This window comes from Microcystis sp. CS-574 (assembly GCF_028329095.1).
GTDB classification, from domain to species: Bacteria; Cyanobacteriota; Cyanobacteriia; order Cyanobacteriales; family Microcystaceae; genus Microcystis; species Microcystis ichthyoblabe_A.
This window is the reverse complement of record NZ_JAQMSY010000078.1, coordinates 1-25,479: the sequence shown is the minus strand read 5'-3', so window position 1 is coordinate 25,479 and position 25,479 is coordinate 1. Positions and strand designations below refer to the sequence as shown.

At 42.7% G+C, this 25,479-nt stretch carries 27 protein-coding genes, 1 tRNA gene and 1 pseudogene; 17 read left to right on the top strand and 12 right to left on the bottom strand.

Features of this window, described 5'->3' with window-relative positions; translation table 11 throughout:
- Positions 1-999, bottom strand: a 999-nt coding sequence (locus PN470_RS05565) for a DUF3352 domain-containing protein (protein WP_272103958.1), incomplete at its 3' end; no start/stop codon positions are given.
- A gap of 116 nt (positions 1,000-1,115) precedes the next feature.
- A complete protein-coding gene (petJ, locus tag PN470_RS05560) occupies positions 1,116-1,436 on the bottom strand; it encodes a cytochrome c6 PetJ (protein ID WP_002732729.1) in 321 nt (106 codons plus the stop codon).
- A 192-nt stretch (positions 1,437-1,628) separates the two neighbouring features.
- Between petJ and petE the strand changes: the two genes are divergently transcribed.
- The 11 genes from petE to PN470_RS05505 all read left to right on the top strand — a co-directional run bounded on the left by petE (position 1,629) and on the right by PN470_RS05505 (position 10,170).
- Entirely contained in the window at positions 1,629-2,006 is a 378-nt protein-coding gene (petE, locus tag PN470_RS05555) for a plastocyanin (protein WP_002731857.1), read from the top strand.
- Positions 2,007-2,455: 449 nt separating this feature from the next.
- Positions 2,456-4,183, top strand: coding sequence for a succinate dehydrogenase/fumarate reductase flavoprotein subunit (locus PN470_RS05550; RefSeq protein WP_002734415.1), 1,728 nt, complete (start codon positions 2,456-2,458; stop codon positions 4,181-4,183).
- Positions 4,184-4,266: 83 nt separating this feature from the next.
- Positions 4,267-4,340, top strand: a tRNA-Met gene (locus PN470_RS05545).
- A 204-nt stretch (positions 4,341-4,544) separates the two neighbouring features.
- A complete protein-coding gene (locus PN470_RS05540) occupies positions 4,545-5,252 on the top strand; it encodes a DUF3782 domain-containing protein (protein WP_271937598.1) in 708 nt (235 codons plus the stop codon).
- 242 nt (positions 5,253-5,494) lie between these two features.
- Positions 5,495-8,269: a tetratricopeptide repeat protein gene (locus PN470_RS05535; RefSeq protein ID WP_272103955.1), complete on the top strand. Its 2,775-nt coding sequence runs from the start codon at positions 5,495-5,497 to the stop codon at positions 8,267-8,269.
- Between the two features lie 36 nt (positions 8,270-8,305).
- Entirely contained in the window at positions 8,306-8,725 is a 420-nt protein-coding gene (locus tag PN470_RS05530; protein WP_002734551.1) for a XisH family protein, read from the top strand.
- Positions 8,713-9,051 carry a XisI protein gene (locus PN470_RS05525; protein WP_002732833.1) on the top strand — a complete coding sequence of 113 codons (339 nt, stop codon included), beginning with the start codon at positions 8,713-8,715 and terminating at the stop codon, positions 9,049-9,051. The genes PN470_RS05530 and PN470_RS05525 overlap by 13 nt, the downstream gene beginning before the upstream one ends.
- Before the next feature lie 97 nt (positions 9,052-9,148).
- On the top strand, positions 9,149-9,367 hold the full coding sequence (locus PN470_RS05520; RefSeq protein WP_002762133.1) for a DUF2283 domain-containing protein: 219 nt from the start codon (positions 9,149-9,151) through the stop codon (positions 9,365-9,367).
- 44 nt (positions 9,368-9,411) lie between these two features.
- On the top strand, positions 9,412-9,594 hold the full coding sequence (locus PN470_RS05515) for a DUF1902 domain-containing protein (RefSeq protein ID WP_002733867.1): 183 nt from the start codon (positions 9,412-9,414) through the stop codon (positions 9,592-9,594).
- Positions 9,595-9,628: 34 nt separating this feature from the next.
- The gene (locus PN470_RS05510) at positions 9,629-9,832 is read left to right on the top strand and encodes a hypothetical protein (RefSeq protein WP_002732229.1); all 204 of its coding nucleotides are present in this window, start codon (positions 9,629-9,631) and stop codon (positions 9,830-9,832) included.
- Positions 9,829-10,170: a type II toxin-antitoxin system RelE family toxin gene (locus PN470_RS05505; RefSeq protein ID WP_016514263.1), complete on the top strand. Its 342-nt coding sequence runs from the start codon at positions 9,829-9,831 to the stop codon at positions 10,168-10,170. The genes PN470_RS05510 and PN470_RS05505 overlap by 4 nt, the downstream gene beginning before the upstream one ends.
- Here PN470_RS05505 and PN470_RS05500 read toward each other — a convergent pair.
- A pseudogene (locus PN470_RS05500) lies at positions 10,069-10,305 on the bottom strand (hypothetical protein); the annotation flags it as partial. The gene PN470_RS05505 and the pseudogene PN470_RS05500 overlap by 102 nt on opposite strands.
- 69 nt (positions 10,306-10,374) lie before the next feature.
- Between PN470_RS05500 and PN470_RS05495 the strand changes: the two are divergent.
- Positions 10,375-10,569, top strand: coding sequence for a hypothetical protein (locus tag PN470_RS05495; protein ID WP_002753960.1), 195 nt, complete (start codon positions 10,375-10,377; stop codon positions 10,567-10,569).
- A 237-nt stretch (positions 10,570-10,806) separates the two neighbouring features.
- On the opposite strand, the gene PN470_RS05490 is transcribed toward PN470_RS05495, so the two are convergent.
- Entirely contained in the window at positions 10,807-12,234 is a 1,428-nt protein-coding gene (locus PN470_RS05490; protein ID WP_002753959.1) for a glycosyltransferase, read from the bottom strand.
- 213 nt (positions 12,235-12,447) lie between these two features.
- Between PN470_RS05490 and PN470_RS05485 the strand changes: the two genes are divergently transcribed.
- Positions 12,448-13,683, top strand: coding sequence for a bifunctional sterol desaturase/short chain dehydrogenase (locus PN470_RS05485; RefSeq protein WP_272103950.1), 1,236 nt, complete (start codon positions 12,448-12,450; stop codon positions 13,681-13,683).
- Between the two features lie 10 nt (positions 13,684-13,693).
- Here the strand turns inward: PN470_RS05485 and PN470_RS05480 are convergent, their stop codons facing one another.
- Both PN470_RS05480 and PN470_RS05475 read right to left on the bottom strand, forming a co-directional pair.
- Positions 13,694-14,638 carry an NAD(P)-dependent alcohol dehydrogenase gene (locus PN470_RS05480; RefSeq protein WP_069473857.1) on the bottom strand — a complete coding sequence of 315 codons (945 nt, stop codon included), beginning with the start codon at positions 14,636-14,638 and terminating at the stop codon, positions 13,694-13,696.
- Between the two features lie 2 nt (positions 14,639-14,640).
- Positions 14,641-15,027, bottom strand: a complete 387-nt coding sequence (locus PN470_RS05475; protein WP_271936166.1) for a hypothetical protein — start codon at positions 15,025-15,027, stop codon at positions 14,641-14,643.
- A gap of 441 nt (positions 15,028-15,468) precedes the next feature.
- Here PN470_RS05475 and PN470_RS05470 point away from each other — a divergent pair, with 441 nt between their 5' ends.
- Entirely contained in the window at positions 15,469-15,999 is a 531-nt protein-coding gene (locus PN470_RS05470; protein ID WP_272103948.1) for a universal stress protein, read from the top strand.
- Here the strand turns inward: PN470_RS05470 and PN470_RS05465 are convergent.
- Both PN470_RS05465 and sppA read right to left on the bottom strand, forming a co-directional pair.
- Complete coding sequence (locus PN470_RS05465; RefSeq protein WP_271936162.1) at positions 15,989-18,148, bottom strand: ComEC/Rec2 family competence protein; 2,160 nt, start codon at positions 18,146-18,148, stop codon at positions 15,989-15,991. The two genes, PN470_RS05470 and PN470_RS05465, sit on opposite strands and share 11 nt — an antisense overlap.
- A 53-nt stretch (positions 18,149-18,201) precedes the next feature.
- Positions 18,202-20,016 (bottom strand): signal peptide peptidase SppA, encoded by a 1,815-nt coding sequence (gene sppA / locus PN470_RS05460; protein ID WP_271936160.1) that lies wholly within the window; start codon positions 20,014-20,016, stop codon positions 18,202-18,204.
- Between the two features lie 271 nt (positions 20,017-20,287).
- Here sppA and PN470_RS05455 point away from each other — a divergent pair, with 271 nt between their 5' ends.
- Both PN470_RS05455 and obgE read left to right on the top strand, forming a co-directional pair.
- Positions 20,288-20,509, top strand: coding sequence for a hypothetical protein (locus PN470_RS05455; protein ID WP_223211137.1), 222 nt, complete (start codon positions 20,288-20,290; stop codon positions 20,507-20,509).
- Positions 20,510-20,889: 380 nt separating this feature from the next.
- Positions 20,890-21,918, top strand: a complete 1,029-nt coding sequence (gene obgE, locus PN470_RS05450) for a GTPase ObgE (RefSeq protein ID WP_045356909.1) — start codon at positions 20,890-20,892, stop codon at positions 21,916-21,918.
- 9 nt (positions 21,919-21,927) lie between these two features.
- On the opposite strand, the gene PN470_RS05445 is transcribed toward obgE, so the two are convergent.
- Entirely contained in the window at positions 21,928-22,293 is a 366-nt protein-coding gene (locus tag PN470_RS05445) for a KH domain-containing protein (RefSeq protein WP_002736767.1), read from the bottom strand.
- Positions 22,286-22,534 (bottom strand): 30S ribosomal protein S16, encoded by a 249-nt coding sequence (gene rpsP, locus PN470_RS05440; protein WP_002736858.1) that lies wholly within the window; start codon positions 22,532-22,534, stop codon positions 22,286-22,288. The genes PN470_RS05445 and rpsP overlap by 8 nt, the downstream gene beginning before the upstream one ends.
- Between rpsP and PN470_RS05435 the strand changes: the two genes are divergently transcribed.
- On the top strand, positions 22,533-22,673 hold the full coding sequence (locus PN470_RS05435; protein WP_155119094.1) for a hypothetical protein: 141 nt from the start codon (positions 22,533-22,535) through the stop codon (positions 22,671-22,673). The genes rpsP and PN470_RS05435 overlap by 2 nt on opposite strands.
- A gap of 334 nt (positions 22,674-23,007) precedes the next feature.
- Here PN470_RS05435 and rfbB read toward each other — a convergent pair whose 3' ends face one another.
- Together rfbB and PN470_RS05425 are read right to left on the bottom strand one after the other, a co-directional pair.
- Complete coding sequence (rfbB, locus tag PN470_RS05430; RefSeq protein ID WP_103113219.1) at positions 23,008-24,084, bottom strand: dTDP-glucose 4,6-dehydratase; 1,077 nt, start codon at positions 24,082-24,084, stop codon at positions 23,008-23,010.
- A 46-nt stretch (positions 24,085-24,130) separates the two neighbouring features.
- Complete coding sequence (locus tag PN470_RS05425) at positions 24,131-25,057, bottom strand: cation diffusion facilitator family transporter (protein WP_103113159.1); 927 nt, start codon at positions 25,055-25,057, stop codon at positions 24,131-24,133.
- Between the last annotated feature and the right edge of the window lie 422 nt (positions 25,058-25,479).

Sequence of the window (25,479 nt, the reverse complement as noted above, 5' to 3'; positions counted from 1 at the left end):
CTCCTCTACCTGAGTCCAAAAACGATTTAAATCGCGACTAGCGGCAACTAAAAGGCTATTTTCGCCGATAAAAGATAATGCTCCCACGGGACTAGATAAAATTGGTGCTTGGTCATCCTGTCCTAAGACTCCAATTAAGGCGGTTTGAGCGACTATTCCCCCGGATTTGAGGGAAAAAGCCGTGGCTAATCGTTGTTTTGCTTCGGGACTCTCCGGGACGGGTTGATTAGCGATCCAAGCCGATAACGGGGGTAAATTGCCGTAAACTATAGCTATACGCGGTTCGGTGATATTTTTGAGGGCTTCTCGGTAATCAGGGCTATTTTTTAGGTTTAAATCCGGTACTTGCACGTTATTAAGTGCCTCGCGCAAAACCTTGATATTATTGGCAAAAAGCACCGTATCACCCACCACGGCACTAGCGAGAAAACGATTATTATCTCCTGCGGTCAAGGGACGTTGATAAATGAGGTTAACTCCCTTGTAGAGTTCAAAAACAAGGTCAAATTTGCCCGAAACCGCCTGTTTTGAGTAGGAAGCTTGCAGAAATTCCTTAGCGCGTTCACCATCTTTACTTTGAATTGCCAAAAGATAACCCGGTTGGATACCATTATCGGTATCGCGATCGAAATCTAGGGAAGTAACAGCGAGGGTAATTTCTTCCCCTAACCAGGGTTTGATTTCCTTTTGATAATTTAATCCCGTTTTACCGAGCAGACTTTTTTCTAAATCCTTAATTTCTTGGTGGGAACGTCGTCGATTAGCCGGTGTAGCGATTAATTGACCAAAAGACTCTAAACGTTCGGGATTGACCAGCAACGATACCATAACCGGGGCCTGTTTCGGCACAAAAATCGCCGCCGCTGGTTCCCGCATTACCCCACCTTTGAGCAAAGACAGAGGACTATCGGCGAGAATCCAAGCAAAACTGGCTGTAGCGACTCCTAGGAGAATGATTACCGTCGCACCTAAAATATAGAAAAACGATCGCAATTTCACAACCTTGCCCCGAGATGAACCATTAGCTATTTTAAGCCAGCAATTGACCCAAGAATTTCGATCGCTACAATTCTTACCAGACTGACAACCGATAACTGGCCACCGATAACTAATTTTTACCAGCCTTTTTCCGCTTGAGCGAGGACATAGTTAGCTACAGCTTCGATATCTTCAGCGCTGAGACGACCACCGAAAGCGGGCATCGCCCCCATACCTTTGGTAACTTGGGTAACGATAGCTTCAACGGAATCTTTGCCGTATTTAACTAAATCTTCTTTTTTCAGGGTTTTAGCGGCATTAACCACGTTTTTACCGCCCATGTGGCAGGAAGCGCAGTTAGCACTGAAAATCGAAGCCCCATCAGCTAAAGCGGGACGAGCCATACCGAATGTAACCACAGCCAAGAGCAAGCACAGGGAAATTAATAGTCTTTTCACGATTGGTTCTCCTCTATTTCTTAAGAAATTCCCCAACCATCGTCAGAAAAAACCGGTTTTCTTGTCAAAAGACAAGCTGTCAAACTTCGTGTAGAATGAATCAATGGGACAGTTAAAAGCAAACTTTTACTTTTTTGTCAAAAGACAGGCTGTCAAACTTGTCATCTTCCCTCGTGTAAAGGATTAACAAGCATGAAAAAATTAGGTTTATTGGTCGCTACCGTGGTGCTAGTCGTCTCTAGCTTCTTCTTCAACACTGCCTCCGCTGCTGCGGAAACCTTCACGGTTAAGATGGGCGGTGATGCAGGTACACTACAATTTGATCCCCCCGCCCTCACTATTAAAGCAGGAGATACGGTGAAATGGGTCAATAACAAACTTTCTCCCCATAACATAGTTTTCGATAGCACCAAGGTTCCCGAAGCCCAGGCTGCTAAATTATCCCATAAAGGTCTGGCTTTTTCCGCCGGTGAGTCCTTTGAAAGCACTTTCAGCGAACCGGGTACTTACACCTACTACTGCGAACCCCATCGCGGCGCCGGTATGGTCGGAACGATTACCGTTGAGTAATTGTCCGATTTTAACCAAAAATAACTCGCGGTTAACTGCCGCGGGTTGTTTTTTTGGGAATTATGAAGACTTTTCAGTTATCAGTAAACAGTAATCAGTAATCAGTGAGGTTCTTCAGTTTGTCTTATGCAACGGACAGGGTTATAAGGAATGAAACTCTTATAGAGAAAGACATTTGGCGATTTTTGTCAATTGTTTTTGAACTAGAACGAACTCATCAATTAAGTTTTTTGCCAGATAAGGATTTAGTCGATTTATGCCCCCCGATCGAACCATACCAAGTTCAGTAATCAGTAAACAGTAATCAGTGAACTGAAAACTCGCATCTGATAACTGATAACTGATAACTGAAAGGGCTGTCTCCTGAAATATAAAGTCTCGGTTACAAAACTGACTTCTGAGCAATTCTCACCCCACCATAGAAACAGAAGCCCCTAGAAAAATCAGCCATGAAAGAACACGATGTCGTTATAGTGGGCGGTGGGTTAGCAGGATGCCGCGCCGCCTTAGAAATCAAACGCCTCAACCCGACCATCGATGTTGCTGTCGTTGCCAAAACCCACCCAATTCGTTCCCACTCCGTCGCCGCCCAGGGAGGTATCGCCGCCGCCCTGCAAAACGTTGACCCCAAAGATAATCCCAAGGCCCACGCCTACGATACTGTCAAAGGTTCCGATTTTCTGGCTGACCAGGATGCGGTGGATATCCTCACCCAAGAAGCCCCCGAAGTTATCATCGAATTGGAACATCTAGGCGTGTTATTCTCCCGTCTCGAAGATGGACGCATTGCCCAAAGAGCCTTTGGCGGTCACAGCCATAACCGGGCCTGTTACGCCGCCGATAAAACCGGTCACGCCATGCTGCACGAATTAGTCAGCAATTTAGGCCGTAATCAGGTAAAAATCTACGATGAATGGTACGTTTTGCGCCTTATCCTCGAAGAAGGTACGGCCAAAGGCGTGGTTATGTACCAAATCGCCACCGGACAGTTAGAAATCCTCCGGGCAAAAGCAATTATGTTCGGGACCGGGGGCTATGGTCGCGTTTATAACACCACCTCCAACGATTTCGCCTGTACGGGGGACGGTTTAGCTTTATCGGCAAAAGCGGGTATTCCCCTAGAAGACATGGAATTTGTCCAATTTCACCCCACTGGACTCTATCCCGTCGGTGTTTTAATCTCGGAAGCGGTCCGGGGTGAAGGCGCTTATTTAATCAATAGCGAAGGTCGTCGTTTTATGGAAGATTACGCCCCCTCGCGCATGGAATTAGCCCCCCGGGACATCACTTCCCGGGCCATTACCCTAGAAATTCGCGCCGGCCGGGGGGTAAATCTGGACGGTAGCGCCGGGGGTCCCTTTGTCTATCTGGATTTACGCCATTTAGGCCGGGAAAAAATTATGAGTCGCATTCCCTTCTGTTGGGAGGAGGCCCACCGTCTCGTCGGTGTCGATGCGGTAGAGGAACCGATGCCCGTCCGTCCTACAGTTCACTATTGTATGGGCGGCATTCCCGTTAATACCGATGGTCGCGTTCGCTTAAGTGCCGATACCCTCAGCGAAGGCTTTTTCTCCGCCGGGGAATGTTCCTGTGTCTCTGTTCACGGGGCCAATCGTTTGGGCAGTAATTCCCTGTTAGAATGTGTGGTCTATGGGAGAAGAACCGGCAAATCGATCGCTAAATACGTCGAAAAACGCGCTTTTCCCGTCTTTAATCCCGATATTTACCTTCAGGATGCTAAAGAGGAAATCACCGCTTTATTGACCAAAAAAGGCACGATTCGCATCGGTCAACTACGTCAGCAATTCCAAGACTGTATGACCCAACATTGCGGCGTTTTTCGCACCGAAGCGACCATGCGCGAGGGAATTAAACAAATCGGCGAATTAAAGCGCCAATACGAGCAGATTTACCTGGATGATAGGGGGGATTGCTGGAATACGGAACTAATCGAGGCCTGGGAATTACAAAGTCTCATGGTGGTGGGGGAAATTATCCTCACCTCTGCCCTCAATCGTCAAGAAAGCCGAGGGGCCCACTCCCGCGAGGATTTTCCCCAACGGGATGACCAAAATTTCCTTCAGCATACCCTCGCCTATTATTCCCCCTCCGGCATCGATATCGACTATATGCCCGTGGTGATTCAGGATTTCACCCCCGTGGAACGTAAGTATTAACCTCTGGTCGGACGGTAAATGTAAAGGAATATTACAAACTCCTTGGCATTTACCGAGATTTAGTTCTATACTAAATAAAGCAACGCGGGATAGAGCAGTCTGGTAGCTCGTCGGGCTCATAACCCGAAGGTCAGTGGTTCAAATCCGCTTCCCGCCATTACTAATAAAGCCAGTTTTAAATAGAGCGGAACGTGATAGGCTTCAAACATTGCCAGAAATTTATCACATACAGCCATTAAACGGAAATCTAGACCAGAAGCGATCGGTTTATTAATATCGGGGCTAAATTCCCGATAAACTGGCACATTCGGCCGAGTTGCTAGAATGGGATCGGCTTTGCTCAAATGGACAAGAACACGCCATGTCAGAAGCTATTACGATCGCCAATATTTACAAACTGTTTGAAAGAACCGAGGCTCAATTTGCCGAGTTCCAAAAAGAAGCCGAGCGCCGCAATGTTGAAGCGGACCGCCGCAATGCTGAAGCCGAGCGCCGCAATGTTGAAGCCGAGCGCCGTAGTGCTGAAGCCGAGCGCCGTAGTGCTGAAGCTGAACAACGAAATGCTGAGGCTGATCGCCGCAGTGCTGAAGCCGATCGCACGATGGAAGAATTGAAAAAGCAGGTACAGGCCACCACCGAAGCCGTCAATAACTTAACTACCCCTTTGTGTCTTTTTACAGAAGAAATGTTAGAGCCGGCGGTTGTGCAGTTATTTCAAGAAAGGGGGATTGATGTCACCCAAACCATGAGTCGCTTAAAAAGTAAACGTCCCGGGGCAGCGATGGAAATTGATATTCTGGCGGTGAATGGCAGTGAGTTAGTGGCGGTGGAGTGTAAATCTCGACTCTCGAAGGATGATGTAGATGACTTTCTCGATCGATTACAGCGATTTAAGTTAGCCTTTCCCCAATTTCGAGACTTTCAGGTTTATGGTGCAGTAGCGGGGATTGAAATCGATCAGGGCATAGATAGTTATGCTTATCGGCGCGGTTTATTTGTGATTAAGCAATCAGGAGAAACGGTTAAAATCATCAACGATGTTCAGTTTCGGCCCCTAGGTTTTGCCTGATTAGGTGTTTTTCATCATCAACATCTTGAAGGCTCTCCCCCTACTTATGGTGATCAGCAAACCTGATCGATCGGAGGGCGCAAGGCTTGCGCCCCTACATTATCAAATTTTGTCCACAATGTAGGGGCGAACTGCGTTCGCCCAAAAGGTACATTATCAAAGCGCAAGTCCCTTAGGTGTTTTTCATCATCCCAAAAAATAGACTAAAATAAGCTATCCCAAACCTCTACCGATCTAATCCCATGCCTAAGAAGAGTTATGGCGAAACTGTTGAAAAAAGGGTCAAACGCTTGTTTGAAGTCTTATTAGATCATGTGGCTCACTGTCAATGTGAGGATAATGATTGGGGAGTCAAGCTGGCTCTAGGGGAAGAGGGGAAACTTTTGCGGGTTGAGACGAATTTAGCGGCTTTAGTACGCTTGGCAGAGCAGAAAGGGGAAAAATTGACCAAAGATCAAGTTAGGGACGCGATTAGCCACTATTTGGCCGATTATCTAGGCATTCTTCGGGATGAGCGTTTCAAACAGCAGGGGTCGGAGGAATGGCGGTTCTCCCTAACTCTGTGGGCGAAATGCGGCGATAAGACAACAAATTTGACTAAATTTTCGGAGGAGTGGCATAAAAGGCGCTCTGAACCCTCTAAAAAAGCGGTAACTAAACCCGAAGCAACGGCTCAATCCTCCCCCCAACCCCTGACCACCTCTGGGTTAGTGGATACGCAACTCCCACCCGTGCGTAGATGGCAAGGACGACGGGAAGAATTGCAAGAACTCCAAACAGCGTTAGGGAATGACCATCTAAGGTTAATCGAGATTACCGCCGCCGGGGGTTATGGTAAAACTGCCCTGGCGAGAAAGTTTACAGATCAATTAACTGCTGATTGGCCGGTATTATGGGTTAATTTTAACCAGCCTTACCCTTTGGCACAGTTCGGACGGTGGTTATTAGAGGAGTTAAAACAAAATTATGATGAAAAATGGAATGATGGGCAATTAATAGACGCAATCAGCAAAGGGTTAACCGCTAAACCCTGTTTATTAGTGTTGAATAATTTGGAAACGGTACTAACTGCCCCAGTAAATTTGGTTTATCAGCAATTCTTGCAAAAATGGTTAAACACAGAAAGCAGCAGTAAGCTATTAGTCACCAGTCGAGAACAGCTAAAATTCCCCGTCAATTTGCAAGATTATTATTATTCTTGGCCTTTAAAAGGGTTAAAAGAAGCGGATGCGATGCGTTATGTCACCGAAGATCACGGCTTAACGGGAAGCGATGAAGAATTAGCCCAATTTGTCGATAAAATGGGAGGTCATCCCCTCTTAATGGAACTGGTTTGTAGTTTGATGAAAGATAAGTTTGGGAAAGGGGTTTCTGTCACCGAGTCGCAAAATTTGGGCTTAAATATGTTTGATGTGGAAGGGTATCACCGCGACACGGAAACCTGTGTCAGAGAAGTGATTACCGCCAGTTTAGCGCGATTATCGAAAGAGTTTAGGGAGAGTTTAACGCGGTTGTCGGTATTGCGCGAGAGTTTTGATGACAGGTTAGCCCAGGGGTTAATTCCAGCAATAACTGAGGAAGATTTACGCTATTTAGTTCGTTTATCTTTATTACAAGAATTTCCACCCGAATACAATGTAAAACGGCGACAGTTTCAGTTTTTGCCTTTAATTTCCATGGTGGTGCAAGATCAAGCAAATCCTGAAATATTGCGATCTGCCCATCAATTAGCCTTAAATTATTATTTAGCTCATTTACCTGTCCCTCCCTGGGAATCCTTGAAAGATTTGAAGGAATATTTAGAGGCGTTTCACCATGCAGGAGCATTGGGAGAATGGCAGTTAGCATACAATATTTTGAATGAGGAAAGAGGCGGAGAAGGGAAAAATAAATCGGTTGATATTTTTTTAGATTTACAAGGATTTTATCGTAAGCGAGCAGATTTGTATGAGGAAATTATTGCAGGGAGTCAACGAGAACAAGATTGTTATTGTAACTCGTTAAACCGTCTAGGCAATTGTTATTACTATTTAGGAGACTGTAAAAAAGCTATCTGCTACTACCAGCAACAGCACGACATCGCCCAAGCTATCGATGATCAGCAGGCAGTGGCAAGTTCTTTAGGCAATTTGGGATCTTGTTATTACTACCTAGGAGACTACCAAAAGGCGATCAAACACCACCAGCAACATCACGATATTGCACAAGCAATCGGCGATCTGCAAGGAGTAGCAAAATCTTTAGGCAATCGGGGACTGTGTTATTACTCCCAAGGAGACTATAAAAAGGCAATCACCTACCACCAGAAATATCACGACATAGCCAAAGACATTGGCGATCAGCGAGGGATGGCGATTTCTTTAGGCAATTGGGGCAATTGTTATTACTCCCTCGGAGAGTATGACAAGGCGATTGCTTTTCACCAGAAATCTCTAAAAATAAAGGAAGGCATTGGCGATCAGCGAGGGATGGCAAAGTCTTTAGGCAGTTTGGGCATTTTTTATTACTCCCAAAGAGATTATAAACAAGCGATTAACTACCATCAGAAATCTCTAAAAATAAAGGAAAGCATTGGCGATCAGCGAGGGATGGCAAAGTCTTTAGGCAGTTTGGGCATTTGTTATGCTTCCCTAGGAGATTATGAAAAGGCAATCGCTCACCATCAGCAAGATTTCGACATTGGGCAAACTATCAGCGATCGGTCAGGAATTGCACATTCTTTACACAATATAGGAGAGGCATTGCTCAAACTAGAAAACTACAGCGAAGCAGAAAGAAAAATTCAAGCATCCTTAGTAATTTCTCAAGATATTGGTTATAAATATTTAATCGCCTATAGTTTAAGAGTCCTTGCGAAAATTGCCCACCAAACTAATCGCCCTGAACTTGCCCTCAGCTATTGCCAAGAAGCGCTTGAATTATCCCAAGAACTGGGGATTCCCTTGGTTAAAGATTGTGAGGAACTGTTAGGAGAAATTCAGGGAAACTTAGGAGATTCAGACAATAACTTAAAGTAAACCTGAGAAAATTTCAGTTTTTATCTATAAAAAACAATGCCTGCCAAAGATATTTTCCATGACTGTGTAAAACACGCCCTAATCAAAGACGGCTGGACAATTACCCATGACCCCCTACGGATTCGTTTAGCAAGAGGTAAAAACCTGTTTGTTGATTTGGGAGCAGAAAGACTATTAGCCGCAGAAAAGGGAACAGAAAAAATAGCCGTTGAAATTAAGAGCTTTACTCGTCCCTCTGATATGAAAGACCTTGAAGAGGCAGTTGGTCAATTTGTCGTTTATACCCATCTTTTAAGGCGTTATTATCCCGAATATAAACTATTTTTGGCTGTTAGCGAAAACACCTGCAAAACAGTATTTGAAGAAGAAGCAGGTCAAACCTTAATTGAAGATGGTATTATTGAGTTATTTAGTTTTGATCCCAACCAGGAGGTAATTGTACGATGGCTTCCTTAATTGCCCAATATCGGCAAATTATTGAAAAAACATTCCAAGATTATGCCGACTTCCTCGACACCGATCACCAAATCCAAATCGAATTAGTCCTAGATCAAACCCGCGATCGCTATTTATTGGTTGAAACAGGTTGGCAAAATGGTTATCGAATCTACGGAACCCTATTACATATTGATATTATTGATCAAAAAATTTGGATTCAACACGACGGAACTGAGGATGGTATTGCCGATGAATTAGTAGCTGCGGGAATCCCTCAAAACCAGATTATTTTAGCCTTTAAATCCCCTGAAATTAGACCCTATACAGGCTTCGCTGTCGCTTAACGTTCAAATATGATGGACAATTCTCAAAACCGCAATCACCCACCAAATGAATCACTATTAGAAGAAGATTAGAAACTCTTGATAACCCAAGTCAGCCATGAAAATCACCTACTTTCAAGATACGGATACTCTATATTTAGAGTTCAATAACAATCCTATTGTCGAGACTCAAGAAATCAATGAAAATACCTTAGTCGATCTTGATAAAAATGGGAACATTTGTGCAATTACCTTGGAACACGCCAGAAGCTTAACGGATCTGAATGCTTTTTCCCTAGAAACTATTGTCGCGCCTGAATTAGCTTCAAGTTTATAAGAGTTGTCATAATAAAATTATTCTATAAACTCTATGGATTCCCCATGCAAAACCCAATTAACCTCACTATTGAGCGCTTTCAAGAAAACGGCCAAGATTACTATGTCGCCACCAGTCCCGATATACAAGGACTTGTCACTGAAGCTGATACAATAGATGCCGTCATTGATATTGCCAAAGACTTAATTCCCATCCTATTAGAATTGGAAACAAAGGAGTGTGAATAATGCAAACCGTCCACAAAATGAGGAACAATTAATTATGAACATCAAAGATTATCCCTTTGCTCAAGACTTGATTACGGATAATCAAGGTCAGATACAGCAAGTTATCATTAATTTTGAAGACTATCAACAAATAATAGAAACCTATGAAGATACTGGACTCTATCGCGCCATGATAGACGTTAAAGATGAAACTCCCTTAACTTTGGAGGAAGCATTAATTGAATTAGAAAAAGAATGAAAATCAACTATCTTCCTACTTTTATCAAGGATCTTAAAGATTTAAAAAGTACCTCCCCTTACTCAGTCATAAAAAACCTTGTCTTTACTGATATTTTAGCAGTTAAGCAGCTAAGCGAAATTAACAACCTTAAAAAATTAAAAGGAGAATATAATGCCTATCGTATCCGAATTGGTGACTATAGAATTGGTTTTTTTGTTGAAGAAGATACAATTACATTTGCTCGTGTTCTTCATCGTCGAGAATCGCCAATTAAACCACTTGCGGGAACTTTCCTGCGCCTCCAGATGAATCAGAAAGAAAGATTCTTTTCCTCGAAACTTAACTTGTGCGACTAAATCGCTTTCATACCTTTCTCCTTCCGTGACATCGGTAAATACTTCTTTGTCTAAAAAAGTAATCGATTCCCTATCTAAATAATCCATCAATTGAGGGAAAAACAACTCGATAAATTCGACAAAAAAGGTGGAGATTAACTACTTAAATAAGCGATCATGGTCAATATTATTAGTCATGTAATATCATCTTAACTAATCTGAGCGATGAATGACTACTCTTATGTATTGTATTCTGAAAAGTCGGTTTTGGCAACGGATTGTTATGATCTCACCCCCTTAACCTACGAGGAGAGGGGGATGCTTTCCGCAAAAAACCCCACAGAAAACGGGTTTCTTGAAGAAACCCGTTTTCTCGATAAGAAATTAATGGCATTTTCCCTGGATTTAACCTTAAAGTGATTAACAAGCGCAGACATTCCGCTAACCGATCACAAAAAAAACTGGAGCGAGCGCTTTTCGCCACCCCAGTGCTGTCACGGAATTCAATTCTGTATCTAAATTAACACATTATTGGTAGCAAGCATGATTAAGGAAATTGGAAATTTTTCCGAAAGGCGTTTCCAAAGGCTGTAACCTTTACTGACATGGGATTTCCGTCCTGATAAGGCCAAAGTTTTTGAAGTCTATCCTCGAAAATTAAACTTCGGCACTGAGATGTTCCCCCAGATGAACGGTTTTCACCCATTTTAAACGTTTAGGACGCAAAGCCATCCGGAGGCTGACACTGGGAATAATAATAAACCAGTGCATCATATAAATCATGCCGCGAAGGGTTTGAGCAAGGATGTCTAAACCGAGAGCGAAAGTGAATTTTCTACCCGTATTGACTCGGATTAATCCTGTCACCATCCCCCAGAGAGAAAGGGAAAGAGCCAAACCAGTTAAAGGAGTTAAAATCGGAGCTTGATGCTGGGTAATAGTGATTAAAAGATCGGGAATAGCGGCCGCAGGTAAGATATATTGAACGAGCAAAAAAGCAATTAAATCAAACTTTTTCGGCCAAGGCATGGGAGACTTTAAAATTGCTTTCCAATAGTCGAGATAACGCTGAAAACCACCTTCGGCCCAACGATTGCGCTGATGCCATAAAGCGATCGCAGTTGTCACCCCTTCTTCTGCTACTGCGGGAAAATTTAAGACATTAATTTTCCAATTATCGATATGGAGACGAATAGTTAAATCAAGATCGTCGGTGATCGTTTGTTCATTCCAACCCCCGCAACGATTTAAGGCACTACGACGGACAAATTGACCATTTCCGCGCAATTCTCCGATCCCTCCCACTGCGATCCGTTGCTGTTGGAAACAGCTATCAAAGATCATTTCTACCGCTTGTCCTTTTGTCCAGAAGTTTTCGGCGGCATTGGCGATCGCTTTTCGCACCTGTACCGCACCCACTTCTCGATCGTCGAACATTGGGACCACATGACGCAGTAAATCCGAGGATAATCCCGCATCCGCATCGAATACGCCGATAATTTCCCCGTTAGTCAGGGATAAAACCTGATTCAAGGCGCCGGATTTGCCACCTCCAGCATTAGCAGGACGATGGAGAATTTTTAATTGGGGATATTCTAAAGCAAGGCGATCGAGAATCGCACCGGTGTTATCGGTGCTATAGTCATCGACGATCCAGACTTCTAACTTATCTTGGGGATAGTCTAGATGACAGAGATAATTAACCAGTTTCGTGATTACGGTTTCTTCATTTTTGGCCGCTACTAAGAGGGACACCCTGGGGACAGAGGTTAAATCCTTATCCAGTAAGGGAATTGGCGGCGTTTCTGGTTTCGTGAACAGCAGCCGCAAAGCTTGTCCCGATAGTACCATAGTTAGGGCGATAATTGCCCAATAACCCCAACTCAGCCAATGAAGTCCGATAATTATTGTCCAGATCGCCATGAGGCTAAAAGCCGCTTTCTGTCTGCGTCCCGATCGGCCTTGAAAAATTTCGCTCCTAAATTCGTCCTCCTCATCTTCGGGATCGGACCAGTCAGATAGGAGGGAACCAATCGGGTCTAATTCTTCGTTATCATCCTCTCGCGACCAATAATTTTCTGCCATAATCGACTCAGGTTAAGTAACTGTTCAAATAGAAGCTTATTTCTTGCTTTATCTTACCGAAAATTGTTAAAATTTTTAACGGAATCTTAAGTTTTTTTCGGGAAAGAAACCCCAGTTTTTCAGGCTATTGGTTCCTTTTACCCGATAAATGCGCTTTTTTGGGCTAAGATTACTTTGTTTACATTCGTTGAGAAAACTTAACATTTATCCCCTATGTCAAACCTGCTCCTCTGTGTCGGACTGATTTGTGGCTCAATTATTTGGGTGGAGATCGTGCGTGATTGCTATCATGCTCTGGCCCACCATTGGCAGCCCCTTTATCGTCTGCACGTCTGGCATCATCGGGTTTTTCGTCCCGATCTGTCGGTAATGAGCGAGGAAATTTATCGTCGGGCCCACTGGTACAATGATGTACCAGAGGCCTTGGTTATTTTGGCTGCCAGTGTTTTACCGGTACTACTGGCCTACTCTTGGGGTTTCGATCGCCCTTGGTTGGGTTGGGTTGGCTCCCTTTATACTTTGGCTTTTCTCAGCACGGCGATCGGTCGAGGTTTAGGGATCGCCAATCTGGAGGAATTAACCGATTTAACCCATCGTCCGGGGCAATTTGAGAGTTTCCCCGCTCAATGGCGCGTTAATCGTACTTACCACTGGCGACACCATTTTGATAACCAAAAGGCTTATTATTGTGGAACTTTCACCTTTATGGATAAATTGATGGGGACGGCACTTTCTCTCAAGGGTAAAACGATCGCCATTACCGGAGCGAATGGAACTTTAGGGCGATCGCTGTTAAAGTACCTACAACTGAAGGGAGCCAAGGTAATCGCGCTCACTTCTGGGGAGAATGCGATCGCTATTGAAATTAACGGCGAATCAGTACCTGTAAAAACCGTACAATGGCAAATCGGTGAAGAAACGCAACTTGAGGACCTATTTAAGTCTGTAGATATACTGATTTTAAATCACGGCGTTAATGTCCACGGCCAAAGAACCCCAGAAGCGATCGAATTAGCCTACCAAGTGAACACTTTTTCCGTCTGGCGTTTAATGGAATTATTCTTCAAAACTGTCCGCACTAACGAGCAAATTGCCCGCAAGGAAGTCTGGGTGAATACCTCGGAAGCGGAGGTTAATCCTGCCTTTAGTCCCCTCTACGAACTCAGTAAACGAGCGATCGGTGATATGATTACCCTGCGTCGTTTAGATGCCCCCTGTGTGGTAAGAAAGCTAATTCTTGGCCCTTTTAAGAGTAATTTAAATCCTGTGGGTATTATGTCCGCCGATTGGGTGGCTAAACAGATTATCAAGGCGGTACAAAGGGATAGCCGCAATATTATTATTACTATTAATCCCTTGACTTTTATCACCTTTCCAATTAAAGAATTCTCGGTTTCTACCTACTTAAAACTATTTACTCGTTCCCCAAAAAAACAGAAAAATCCCTAACTATTTATCCTTAATCGGGGATCAGGACTATTTTTCCTCGCACTCTTTCCGATTCACTATAATTATGAGCTGCTGCCACCTGGGAAAAAGTATAGGTGCGATCGATTCTAACAGTTAATTTACCCGATTCGATCGCTTCTTTGAGAAATTGCCAGTCAGACGCTTGTGCTTGAGCAAAAAATATCAGTTTCCCTTTTTGGGGCAACCAAGCACCGAGATAATTTAGGAAGATAATTCCTGGATTTGGGAGGGTGGTTATATAGGTGCCTTGGGGTTTTAAAAGCTGACGACAGTGCCAAAAAGAAGACTTAGCCACAGCATCGAAGATTATATCATATTTCTGCTCGGTTTTTCTCCAATCTTCTTGGGTATAATCGATAACTTTATCGGCTCCTAAAGAGGTGACATAATCGATATTTTTACTACTACAAACTCCATCTACTTGCGCGGAGAAAATTTTTCCTATCTGCACAGCAAAACTACCCACTCCTCCCGATGCACCATTAACTAAAATCCGATTTCCTGCTTGAATATTGCCAAAATCTCGCAAGACTTGCAAAGCGGTAGAAGCAGCTAAAGGAGTGGCGGCAGCTTCAATAAAACTCTGATTATGCGGTTTTTTAACTAAGAGGGAAGCGGGAATAATTGCATATTCAGCATAGGTTTTACCGGGCAATTGATTGAGAAAACCAAAAACCTCATCTCCGATCTGAAATTGTTCCACCTGACTACCTTTTTCAACGATAATTCCACTATAATCAAAACCTAATTGCAGGGGAAATTTATTACCTGTGGCTATTTTGAGCATCCCCCGACGAATCTTCCAATCAATCGGATTAATTCCCGCTGCCATAATCTTAATTAAGACTTCTTTCCCTTGGGGAATTGGCTTTTCTATGTCTGTGTATTGGAGAACATTACTATCGCCATAGCGATTAATGATAATAGCTTTCATAATTAAGAAAAAAGTTGATAAAATAGTAGAGGAGCAAAAGTAATGACCAAGAGAACCAAAATCCAAACTCGTCCCGCTAAAAGATTATAATCTTGACCTAATCTTGACCAAGAGTGACCGGCGATAAAATGGCCGAACAGAAATTCAAAACCCACTGTTAATAGTAACCAAATTAAACCGATGGTAATTGCTTGACCGGACGATTCTAGACCCCAAAAATAGACAAGAGTGCCAATATAAAGACTAAAAAAGAGGATTCCTGTCAGGGTAGAAATTTGATGAGCGCGTAGTTCATCGAGATATTTTCCGTAGGTGGTTTCTCGGAGGATACCGTTACTAACTCCTATTACGATCATCGGTAGCCATGCGACAATGTAGCGACTAATCATAAGTTGTTGGTTTAGAACTCGCTCTAATTGCATTATATACCGCAGCTGCTCTGGGCAAATCTCTCAAGGCAAGAGAAAAAGACAAAAATTGCATTTATCCCATTAATTGACCATTTTTCTAGTTACGGCGTTTCTCATAAAGATGAAGTATAAACTGATCGGGTATCGTCTCGGAGTCTCACCAAAACGAAAACCTCATACCTCACCATTAAGATAACTGCCATAAGTGAGGATAGGGGTGACAGTAGGGTAAATTGTTAATTTTTTTGCTAATTCAGCTAAATCATCCGAAAAATGTCACACTAGAGGTAGAGGAGCGTCAACTATCAATCATCAGCTTTCAGCAATTTTTGGCTATTTCCCCGGGGTATTGCTGGCAGCCGATGGGAAAAAAGATTAACTTCAACCCTGACGTTATCTGCTATCGAGGAGGTTAATTCGATGAATAATACGGAAACAATCTCAGTCGATCGGGATACCAACAAACTCTATAATAAAATTCTCGTGGCTGTGGATTATCAAGATCCCACTCCAGAGGTTTTGAATACGGCTATTCTCTTAGCGAAAACCTACGCTAGTGAGTTGCGGATTATTTATAGTCTGTCTAAACCTTTGACTCCCTACACGGAAACTTTTATTTATGGTAATCTGATCGGTTATGGTGGCGGTTATCCCCCCGATATGATCGCCTTAGAACAACAAATCACCGAAGAAATGCAAGCGGAATTACAAGCTTGGTTAAACGGTTTAGTCGATCGAGCTAAGGAAGATAATATCACAGCCCGGGCTGATTATTATATCGGTGATCCGGGCCAGAAAATTTGTCAAGTTGCCCAGCAGGAGGGGATAGATTTAATTATTGTTGGTCGTCACGGTCGATCGGGTTTATCTGAGTTAATCTTAGGTAGTGTCAGTAATTATGTGGTACATCATGCTCCCTGTTCAGTTTTGGTAGTACAAATTACTCATTAATTAGAAAGGGTTGAAATCCATTTTTTGCTGTCCATTGAATCGCTCCATCTCTCCCGGTCCAGTAAGTCTTAATCCGGGCCTTTCTCAGTTGATTTTTGGCATTGCGGGAGAGATTGTTAGTGACAGCGATCGCTGTTTGCGGTCGAATTGACTCTAACCATTGTTTATCTAGATTGCTTCCCTGCCATAATAACACTAGGGGGCTGAATTCTTGGGATAAATTAACGGGAATTTTCGGGTTGACAATCCATAGCCAAGATTGATTTTTTACCTGAAATTTAAATAAATTTTTCTCGAGCAATTGTCCAGTAATTTCACCAAGATTAAATTTTTCTAACTGGGATAAATTAATAGTTTTTTGAATCGGTATGCTCTGACTGATAGTTGAGAATTGCGCCGAATTATTGACGGTTATTGCTCTTTGTATTTGATTAATTCCCTCCTGTCGCAAAAAGGGCAAAACTGTATAACGTGCTGTTGCGGGTTCTTCCCCATTAATTAAGAGAGTATTTCCTCGATTTTGAATAATTATTACCGGTTGCGATTTGGTGGCTAAAACTGTCACCTGAGTTAAAGTAAAATGCTGATAAATAATCGGTATTAAAATTAAAGTGAGGATAAATAAACCAACTAAATGCCACCGTTGACGAAACCAGAGGTTGCAGCAGATTAAGGTAAGGCAAATATAAATAATTAACATCACTCCTAACGATAATTTACCCGTGGAGTAGGTACTAAAAGGAAGCAGACTAAAAAAGTGGGTAATTTGCAGTAATAACTTGAGAGGGTAATAGAGAATACTAGCACCGATACTGCCCAAAGGGGGATAAATTAAGCCTAAAAAAGCAGTAAAAACTCCTCCTAAACTAATTAGGGTAATTAGGGGAGTTGTGATAATATTAATGGGTATATTATAAAGAGTGATCGAGTTAAACGTAAACATTAATAAAGGCATAGTCCAGAGAGTGGCAGCTAGACTAATAGCTATAGGTTCAGCGATTAAATTAGGGAAATAGTCAATTTTATTTTTCAGTAAGGGAACGGTAATAATTAATCCCAAAGTCGCTAAAAAACTTAGCTGAAATCCTAAATCCCAAATCCAGAGAGGCTGCCATAATAATAGAATTGTAGCTGCTAGTAACAGGGAGCCTAAACTATTAACTTGTCGATTATAAAGCAGACCGATTAATGCCCCAATTCCCATCAAAATCGCCCGCATAACTGAAGGTTGTAACCCAGTTAAAGTGCCGTAAATTATTAAGATAGTAAGGGCAATAATAAACTGTTTTTTAGGTGATAAATTGCGAGTAATAGTTAAAACAAATCCCAACAAAATAGACACATGAAAGCCAGAAGCTGCTAAAATGTGAGCTAATCCAGTTTTAATAAATAAATCTGTGATTTTTGCTGGCAAATTAACCGCTTGTCGTCCGAGGGTAATCGAACTTAATAAAGTCCCTTTTTCTTGGCCTAGTCCTTGAATTTGTGCCTCAACAATGCGCTGACGAATCTGCCAAACTCCCCAAGTCGGTGACTTTTTATCAATAATTATTTCCCCTTTTAAACCAGCAAAAGCACCCCGACGCGCTAGATAATTAGCAAAGTCAAAAGCACTAGGATTATTGGCACGACGGGGACGATAAAGTAATCCTTTAACTGTTATTTCTTGTCCGGGATAAACCTGATTTTCTGCTAGATTTGGTAGAGTAACGTACAGTTTACCTGTAGATTTTTCCTTTGGTAAATTCTTGAGGCTAAATTCTTTTACTTCTAACCAAAATTGTAAATTTTCTCGGCGATTGAGACGGATTTCTGATATAATACTCCCCGTGATTTTAATAGAGTTAACTACATTATTTTTTAAAAGATGACTGATATCGTTTGCGCTGGGGTAAGGAGTGCGAATTTCTAGATAAACAACGGCAAATATAGCTATTAATCCCGCTATCAGCCAAATTTTTTTCGGGGGACTTTGCCACCAAAAACGACGGATAAAAATTGTGGTTAACGTGGTAATTAGACTAAGAATAACAATTCTAATTATCACTTCTTGCCATCGGTTTAACTGGGGACTAAAATCTACCAGACCTGTAGATAATAATCCCAGAATATAGGCTAAACCAAGAATAACACTATTAGGGCGATTCATAGAAATTTTTGTCAAAGAATTTCAGAATTAGCGAGCATTATTTTTACCTAATATCAGCGAAAATCGAGATTAAAAAGTAACTTAGCATAAACACGATGGGGATCGTTAAATGTAGGTAACTTTAATAATTCCTGCTGAAAATTTTGCCATTCCTGCGTCAAAGGATGATTATTTTTAGTGAGAGGAGGAAGATAGGTTTGCAAGAAATTAGAGAGAAGTTCTTCTTGCCAACTTTGGGATCGAGGATATTCTTGAAGACTCCAATCATCCCCTAATTTAGCTGTTTTGGCCGCATATTGTACTGCCACTTCTAGACCACCAATTTGATCAACTAAACCAATTTTAACCGCATCTTTTCCCGTCCAGACACGACCTTGGGCCACAGTTCTAACCTTGTCTGGGGATAATTTTCGCCCCTTGGCTACCGTCTCGATAAATAAATCATAGAACCGATTAACTGCCACTTGATAAATTTCTAATTCTTGGGGATTTTTCGGTCTGGTAATAGTAGATATATCGGCTAATTCTCCAGTTTTCACTGTATCCCAATCGATGCCATTATTATTAGCAATCTTCTGGATATTTAACAATAATCCAAACACACCGATGGAACCAGTAATTGTATCATTATCGGCAAAAATTATTTGACCCCCCATGGCGATCCAATAACCCCCAGAAGCTGCCACATCACCCATAGAAATAATTACCGGTTTTTTCGCATCTAAACGCTTAATTTCCCGCAGAATCACCTCAGAAGCGGTGGCACTTCCCCCCGGACTATTAATCCGCAAAACTACCGCTTTCACCTCCTCCTTCCCCTGTAATTTTCGCAGTTCCTTCGCCAATTTATCCCCACCGATTTGGCCTCTATCTCCCTGACCTTCTACGATTGTCCCTTCTGCATAAACTATCGCTATTTGATTGCTACTATCTCCCCCCTCATCATCGAGAGAACTAGCATAATTAGCTAAAGAAATTTGCGAAAAAGAGCCAGAATTTTCCTCCTCATTAGTTTTATTTTTTGCTTCTCCCGTCAACTCTTTTGCTAAAACAATTACTCGATCTAAATAGGCCACTTCATCAACAAAACCCGCCTTTTTCGCCGTGGTTGCTTCCAGAATACCTTGAGTATCAGAAATAGTTTGCACCTGTTGGGGGGTTAAATTGCGACTTTTGGCCACTGTGGAACTATAGTTAGACCAAATTGTATCGAGTAGGGTTTGCAGCTGCTGACGATTCTGGACACTTAAATCCTGACGCGTATAGGGTTCCACTGCACCTTTAAAAGAACCCACTTTTACCACTTGCACCCCCACACCATACTTTTCTAGTGCATCGGCAAAAAAGGTTTGTTGACTACTTAAACCATTAATTTCCATTCTCCCCACGGGATTAATAATCACCGTTTCAGCAACGGAAGCGAGATAATATTCCTTTTCCGTCCATTCCATATCGTAGGCGATAATTTTTTTACCCGATTGGCGAAATTTTGCCAAAGCTTGCCGCACTTCCGTCAGGGTAGCATAGCCATATTCACCGATATTGTCGCGACCATAGAGTAACAGACCGACAATGTTATCATCAAGGACGGCCTTTTCGATCGCCGCTATCACCTGTCGCAAATTTAAAGTGGTCGTACTCTCACCGGTCAAACTATCGGCTAAACTGGAACTAGGGGGAGCATCGCTGATATTGGTGGCTAAGTTAAAAACTAAGACTGATTTTTCCTTAACTGAGGAGCTATCGCTAGAAATAAGCAAGGAAAGCAGTAAAAATGCTAATCCCCCCACACCTAAGACCGAAAATGCCAATAATCCCAGTAAAGTTCCCAAGCAACTAGCGAAAGTTTGTTTAAAAAACTGGCCCATCGGTTTTCATCTGCTACTAATTATCCTGTTTTCCATTGTAGGGATTCCCCGCCCAGAAACAAGTTTTTTATTTGCGAACAAATGTACTGAAAACTTGGAGATAGTGACTGGAGTTGTGAAGTGTCAAGGGATCGGCTAAGATTGTGATAGATAATTTCCAGTAAAAGAGATGAATCAATTAAATTGAAGATAGATTCTGTCTTTGATCCCCCCTTCCCCCCTTGATAAGGGGGGTGTCTGGCAATTTTTAACACCTACCTACTTAAAAGAGATGAATCAATTAAAACCGAAACTCGTCAATTATCCAGATTGGGAGCGAAAAGAACAAATTAAACGAAATCGTTCGGCTTTGGCTATCTTAGAACAAAGACGACAAAAACGGTCACAAATAACCGATGAGCAAGACCAAGAAATTTCCCAGTGTTTGCTCAATTTTCAGACCGCGATTGATAATGCTCGTCCTTTAGGTTCAAAGCTTTATAGCCTTGGCTAGAAACTCTAAAGATTGGCAAACAAATGGCTGATAATTACAATATTGATGTAGATATTATTAAGCAGCTAGACACAATTAATTAGACATATCTAACTACCTCTTGCCTTGTGCCTATCCTAACTAAGAAGTTAATTTTGTCCTATTACTTATTCTTGCTCATTGGCAGTTATAAAAAAAACAATATCGGCTCTCTTATTCTTTGTGTGATAAGTTTAACTTATATAGTAGTGATCTTTGTGTCCTTTGTGTCTTTGTGGTTCCTTCCACGCTACCACTAATGTCAAACATTTTCAGGGATTTGCAGAAGCTTTAAATTGGCAGGATATTAACCTATAACAGCTTTAAGCTTGATCATTTTTTCACTTTAACTACTTAATCTTATGCAGTTTATTGATCGCGCCGAAATAGAAGTAGAAGGGGGTAAGGGAGGTGATGGAATTGTCGCTTTCCGTCGGGAAAAATACGTCCCCGCCGGCGGTCCAGCCGGAGGTAATGGGGGAAAAGGTGGTTCGGTGATTTTTGTGGCGACTCAGAACCTGCAAACCCTGCTAGATTTCCAGTATAGTCGCTATTTTAAGGCCGATGACGGTAAACGGGGCGGTCCGAACAACTGCACTGGAGCCAACGGTAGCGATCGCATTATTAAAGTTCCCTGTGGTACAGTGGTTTACGATCTCGATAGCGAGGAAATTATCGGCGATTTGGTCACTCCCGAACAGACTTTAATCGTCGCTGCCGGGGGAAAAGGGGGATTAGGCAACCGCCACTTTTTAAGTAATAATAATCGCGCACCCGAATACGCTTTACCCGGTTTAGACGGAGAAAAACGCCATTTACGCCTAGAATTGAAGTTATTAGCGGAAGTGGGCATTATCGGGCTGCCCAATGCGGGAAAATCCACCCTAATCTCGGCCGTTTCCTCTGCTCGTCCCAAAATCGCCGATTATCCCTTTACGACTCTCATTCCTAACTTGGGAGTGGTACGCAAACCCACGGGAGATGGGACGGTATTCGCCGATATTCCTGGATTAATCGAGGGAGCGCACCTAGGAATCGGCTTAGGACACGAATTTTTGCGCCACATCGAACGTACACGCCTGTTAATTCATCTTGTCTCTTTGACATCAGAGGACCCGATCGCCGATTATCAAATTATTCAAGGGGAATTAGCCGCCTATGGTCGGGAATTAGAAAAGCGATCGCAAATACTGGTTTTCAACAAAATTGATGCTGTGGACGAGGAAACGATAGATAACTATCAAAAGCAGTTTGCTAAAATAACCAATGCCGAGATTTTGACTATTTCCGCCGTAACAGGAGCCGGATTAACCACTTTACTCGCCAAAGTTTGGCAGCAATTAGAGCAACTGGAGAGGGTCGAGGATGAAACCCCTTCCCTGTTTTCCTAAAATCGCTCGTTAGTTGTTGAGCTGCCGGGGTGCAGGTGGTCGGCGATTGCTCGGCCTTCTTTCCGTACCTTCAAAGTTACCATTAGAACGACGGGTGCGGCGCTGTTCGCCTTCATTTTCGGCCGCATAGACTTCTAGATAAAGAGAGCGACCCGCATTTGCGGCCGCCATCTCTAGGGTAGTTCTAATCGCCTGTAAATTGCGTCCTCCCCGGCCGTAAACTTTGCCTTTATCGGCATCATCGAAGGCTACACGCACCCAAAGACGTTCATTTTCCTTACAGCGCTCGATATCCAATCTCAGACTGGCCGGATCTTCCAAAAACGGCTCGATCATAAATTTCACCAGTTCGAGATAATTGGGGGTACTAGGCATTGATTTTCTCGAAAATTTTCTGTTTGGTGAGAATGCTGCGCACGGTGTCCGTCGGTTGCGCTCCTTGTTGTAAGCGTCGGATGATCCCTTCTTCATCCAGACGCACTTCATCGGTGCGGGGATTGTAAAATCCTAATTCCTCTAGGGGACGACCATCGCGACGACTGGTGCTAACGGCCGCAACGATACGATAACTGGCTTCGCGTTTTTTACCAAAGCGTTTTAGACGTAATTTGATCATGGTTACTCAAAAATTCTTCTTTCCGATTCTAACTCATCCCGACGGTATTTCCACAAGTGGCGATCGAGGGAACGGTCGGCAGCCATTCGATATTATTGAAAATAACGCCGATATCTTATCAGTGATCAGTAAACAGTGAACTAAAAACTCAAATCTGATCCCGTCGAGCGTCTCCCGTAGGCTGCATCTCCTATTTGTGACTTTCTCTCACTTATGGTCAGCAGCAGTTATTAAAAGAGGGCGAATGCAATTCGCCCCTACAATAATATTATTGCGCCAATGGTAGGGGCGCACCGTGGTCAGTGAGTTTATCGAACTGCGTGCGCCCAAAATATGATATAGATATTTCTATAAAATTCAGATGCAGCCTTTCACTGATTACTGATTACTGATTACTGTTTACTGTTTACTGATCACTGAAAGGCCTCCCGTCTTGACTAGGAAATTAATTTTGCACGACTACTTACCCCTCTCTAACCGTAAACTTTCCCATAATACTCTTGATATTCTTTGGATAACAAAGGTTGCCACCAATCCCGATGATCGAGATACCATTGAATGGTTTTTCTTAATCCCCCCTCTACCGTTTCTTCGGGTTGCCAACCTAATTCGGTGCGAATTTTACTGGCATCAATAGCATACCGGCGATCATGTCCGGGGCGATCCTTGACAAAAGTAATTAAATTCTGAGCAGGTTTCACGGGTAAATCGGGAGCTAATTCATCCATTAAATCACATAACATCCTGACTAAATCGATATTTTTTACCTCATTATTTCCGCCAATATTATAGGTTTCTCCCGCTTTTCCTTTGTGAATAACTGTATCTAAAGCTTGACAATGATCCCGCACATATAACCAATCTCGAACATTTTGACCATCACCATAAACAGGTAAAGGTTTACCCAAAAGAATATTAATACACATCAAAGGAATTAACTTTTCGGGAAAATGATAAGAACCATAATTATTAGAACAATTAGTAATAATTGTCGGCATTCCGTAGGTATGAAAATAAGCTCTCGCTAGATGATCACTCCCCGCTTTTGAGGCAGAATAGGGACTATTAGGAGCATAGGGAGTAGTTTCGGTAAAAGCCGGATCATCTAATCCTAAACTGCCATAAACCTCATCGGTGGAAACGTGCAGAAAACGATAGTTATCGGGTTGGTGATTACTTAACCAATGTTGCCGAAAACTTTCTAATAGAGTAAAAGTTCCCACCACATTAGTTTGCACAAAAGCTCCAGGACCAAGAATCGATCGATCCACATGGGATTCGGCGGCAAAATGGGCAACTGTATCGATATTTTCACTGGCAAATAACTCATCAACTAAAGCTCGATCGCAGATATCCCCTTGCAGAAAACGGAGATTCTTTCTATCTTTCAGTGTCGCTAAATTATGCAAATTGCCCGCATAGGTAAGAGCATCGAGAACAATAACACGATCCTCAGGATAATTCTCGCACCAATGATGAACAAAATTCGAGCCGATAAATCCTGCTCCACCAGTAATTACTATGCTTCTAGCTTGATTTTCTATCGCCATGGCCACCTCTAGCAAAAGTTCGCTACTTATTTTAGGCTTTTTTGCTTCACACTTCTTCATCAAAAGTGATCTTATCGGAGTGATAATCCGGCGGTTCAACGTGAATTAAAATTCTCACAGGGCTAAATTGTTGGCTTAATCTTGCTTCCACCGCTTCCGTGATTGCGTGAGCAGTTTCTACATCTTGAGCGGAGACAATTAGGTGCATTTCTATAAATACCTGTCTTCCCACCACTCCCCGAGATGCGATCGCATGACAATTAAGCACCCCCGGCACCTCCAGGACAATTTGATGAATCACTTCAGGAGCGATCGCCATTTCATCCACTAACAAAGGTAAATTTTCCTTGAGAACTTTCCAACCACTGCTAAACACCAAAAAAGCGACGGGAAAGGACAAAATCACATCTAACCATTGTAATTGGGGAATATTAGCCGTATTACCCACCCAAACCCCAACTAACCCCAATAAAACCGTAATTGTCACCCACACATCACTCATGGTATGACGAGCATCGGCAATCAAAATCGCACTACCGACACGCTGCCCCACGGATCTCTCATAGTAGGTGACAAAAATATTCACCCCTAAAACGATAATTAATAGCCATAATTCAGGACCGGCAATCTCGACAGGTTTTCCGCCTTTAATAATACGCATGATCGCTCCCTGCAAGATTTCAAAACAGGCAATTCCCAAAAAGGCAGCGATCGCTAAAGCTCCGATCGCTTCGTATTTCAGATGTCCGTAGGGATGATCTCGATCGGGATAGGGAGAGGAAAACCGCATCGCCACCAATCCCAAGACATTATTAGCACTATCGGTGACACTATGGAGAGCATCCGCTTGCAGACTCAAAGAACTAATTCTCAAACCCACCCCCGCTTTGATCGCCATAACCAAAATGTTCAGCAGCAGGGTGATCCAGAGAACTTTTTGGACGGTAGCCCGATTATCTTTTAAAACAGCCACAGGATTATCAGTTATCAGTGATCAGTGTTAATTTTCCCACTCTTATCTCCGTTTTTTTTCCTTTTTACTTTTGGCTCTTCTAGAGTACTGGACAGTGGGAAGTTCTTGCCGGGGGGGGGAATCTGACTATCCCCAGGATGTTCAGGCCCACATTCCGCACCCTAAGTGTCACAACGTCTCAAAAGAGGAAGGGGCGTGAGTCAAAATACTTATCTAGAGGAGTGAGTTGGCGGCAAGCTGCCGGCAACTAAGCCGAAAATTTCAGGGTTACCCCAGTCATTCTCAACAAACAGTGCTTATTGAGAATGGACGGGCAATCAGACTTAACATCTAGGGGGAGATGTTCCAGTTACTCGCTTTGTTTTGTCACCCCTTGAAGTCAATCCATCTGGTCAAGATAAGAGATAATATTCCTGGCAAGG

Excerpts from the sequence above, each read along its gene's own strand:
- petE (WP_002731857.1), top strand. The coding sequence starts at position 1,629 with ATGAAAAAATTAGGTTTATTGGTCGCTACCGTGGTGCTAGTCGTCTCT.
- PN470_RS05550 (WP_002734415.1), top strand. The coding sequence starts at position 2,456 with ATGAAAGAACACGATGTCGTTATAGTGGGCGGTGGGTTAGCAGGATGC.
- PN470_RS05540 (WP_271937598.1), top strand. The coding sequence starts at position 4,545 with ATGTCAGAAGCTATTACGATCGCCAATATTTACAAACTGTTTGAAAGA.
- PN470_RS05535 (WP_272103955.1), top strand. The coding sequence starts at position 5,495 with ATGCCTAAGAAGAGTTATGGCGAAACTGTTGAAAAAAGGGTCAAACGC.
- PN470_RS05530 (WP_002734551.1), top strand. The coding sequence starts at position 8,306 with ATGCCTGCCAAAGATATTTTCCATGACTGTGTAAAACACGCCCTAATC.
- PN470_RS05525 (WP_002732833.1), top strand. The coding sequence starts at position 8,713 with ATGGCTTCCTTAATTGCCCAATATCGGCAAATTATTGAAAAAACATTC.
- PN470_RS05520 (WP_002762133.1), top strand. The coding sequence starts at position 9,149 with ATGAAAATCACCTACTTTCAAGATACGGATACTCTATATTTAGAGTTC.
- PN470_RS05515 (WP_002733867.1), top strand. The coding sequence starts at position 9,412 with ATGCAAAACCCAATTAACCTCACTATTGAGCGCTTTCAAGAAAACGGC.
- PN470_RS05510 (WP_002732229.1), top strand. The coding sequence starts at position 9,629 with ATGAACATCAAAGATTATCCCTTTGCTCAAGACTTGATTACGGATAAT.
- PN470_RS05505 (WP_016514263.1), top strand. The coding sequence starts at position 9,829 with ATGAAAATCAACTATCTTCCTACTTTTATCAAGGATCTTAAAGATTTA.
- PN470_RS05495 (WP_002753960.1), top strand. The coding sequence starts at position 10,375 with ATGAATGACTACTCTTATGTATTGTATTCTGAAAAGTCGGTTTTGGCA.
- PN470_RS05490 (WP_002753959.1), bottom strand. The coding sequence starts at position 12,234 with ATGGCAGAAAATTATTGGTCGCGAGAGGATGATAACGAAGAATTAGAC.
- PN470_RS05485 (WP_272103950.1), top strand. The coding sequence starts at position 12,448 with ATGTCAAACCTGCTCCTCTGTGTCGGACTGATTTGTGGCTCAATTATT.
- PN470_RS05480 (WP_069473857.1), bottom strand. The coding sequence starts at position 14,638 with ATGAAAGCTATTATCATTAATCGCTATGGCGATAGTAATGTTCTCCAA.
- PN470_RS05475 (WP_271936166.1), bottom strand. The coding sequence starts at position 15,027 with ATGATTAGTCGCTACATTGTCGCATGGCTACCGATGATCGTAATAGGA.
- PN470_RS05470 (WP_272103948.1), top strand. The coding sequence starts at position 15,469 with ATGAATAATACGGAAACAATCTCAGTCGATCGGGATACCAACAAACTC.
- PN470_RS05465 (WP_271936162.1), bottom strand. The coding sequence starts at position 18,148 with ATGAATCGCCCTAATAGTGTTATTCTTGGTTTAGCCTATATTCTGGGA.
- sppA (WP_271936160.1), bottom strand. The coding sequence starts at position 20,016 with ATGGGCCAGTTTTTTAAACAAACTTTCGCTAGTTGCTTGGGAACTTTA.
- PN470_RS05455 (WP_223211137.1), top strand. The coding sequence starts at position 20,288 with ATGAATCAATTAAAACCGAAACTCGTCAATTATCCAGATTGGGAGCGA.
- obgE (WP_045356909.1), top strand. The coding sequence starts at position 20,890 with ATGCAGTTTATTGATCGCGCCGAAATAGAAGTAGAAGGGGGTAAGGGA.
- PN470_RS05445 (WP_002736767.1), bottom strand. The coding sequence starts at position 22,293 with ATGCCTAGTACCCCCAATTATCTCGAACTGGTGAAATTTATGATCGAG.
- PN470_RS05435 (WP_155119094.1), top strand. The coding sequence starts at position 22,533 with ATGGTTACTCAAAAATTCTTCTTTCCGATTCTAACTCATCCCGACGGT.
- rpsP (WP_002736858.1), bottom strand. The coding sequence starts at position 22,534 with ATGATCAAATTACGTCTAAAACGCTTTGGTAAAAAACGCGAAGCCAGT.
- rfbB (WP_103113219.1), bottom strand. The coding sequence starts at position 24,084 with ATGGCGATAGAAAATCAAGCTAGAAGCATAGTAATTACTGGTGGAGCA.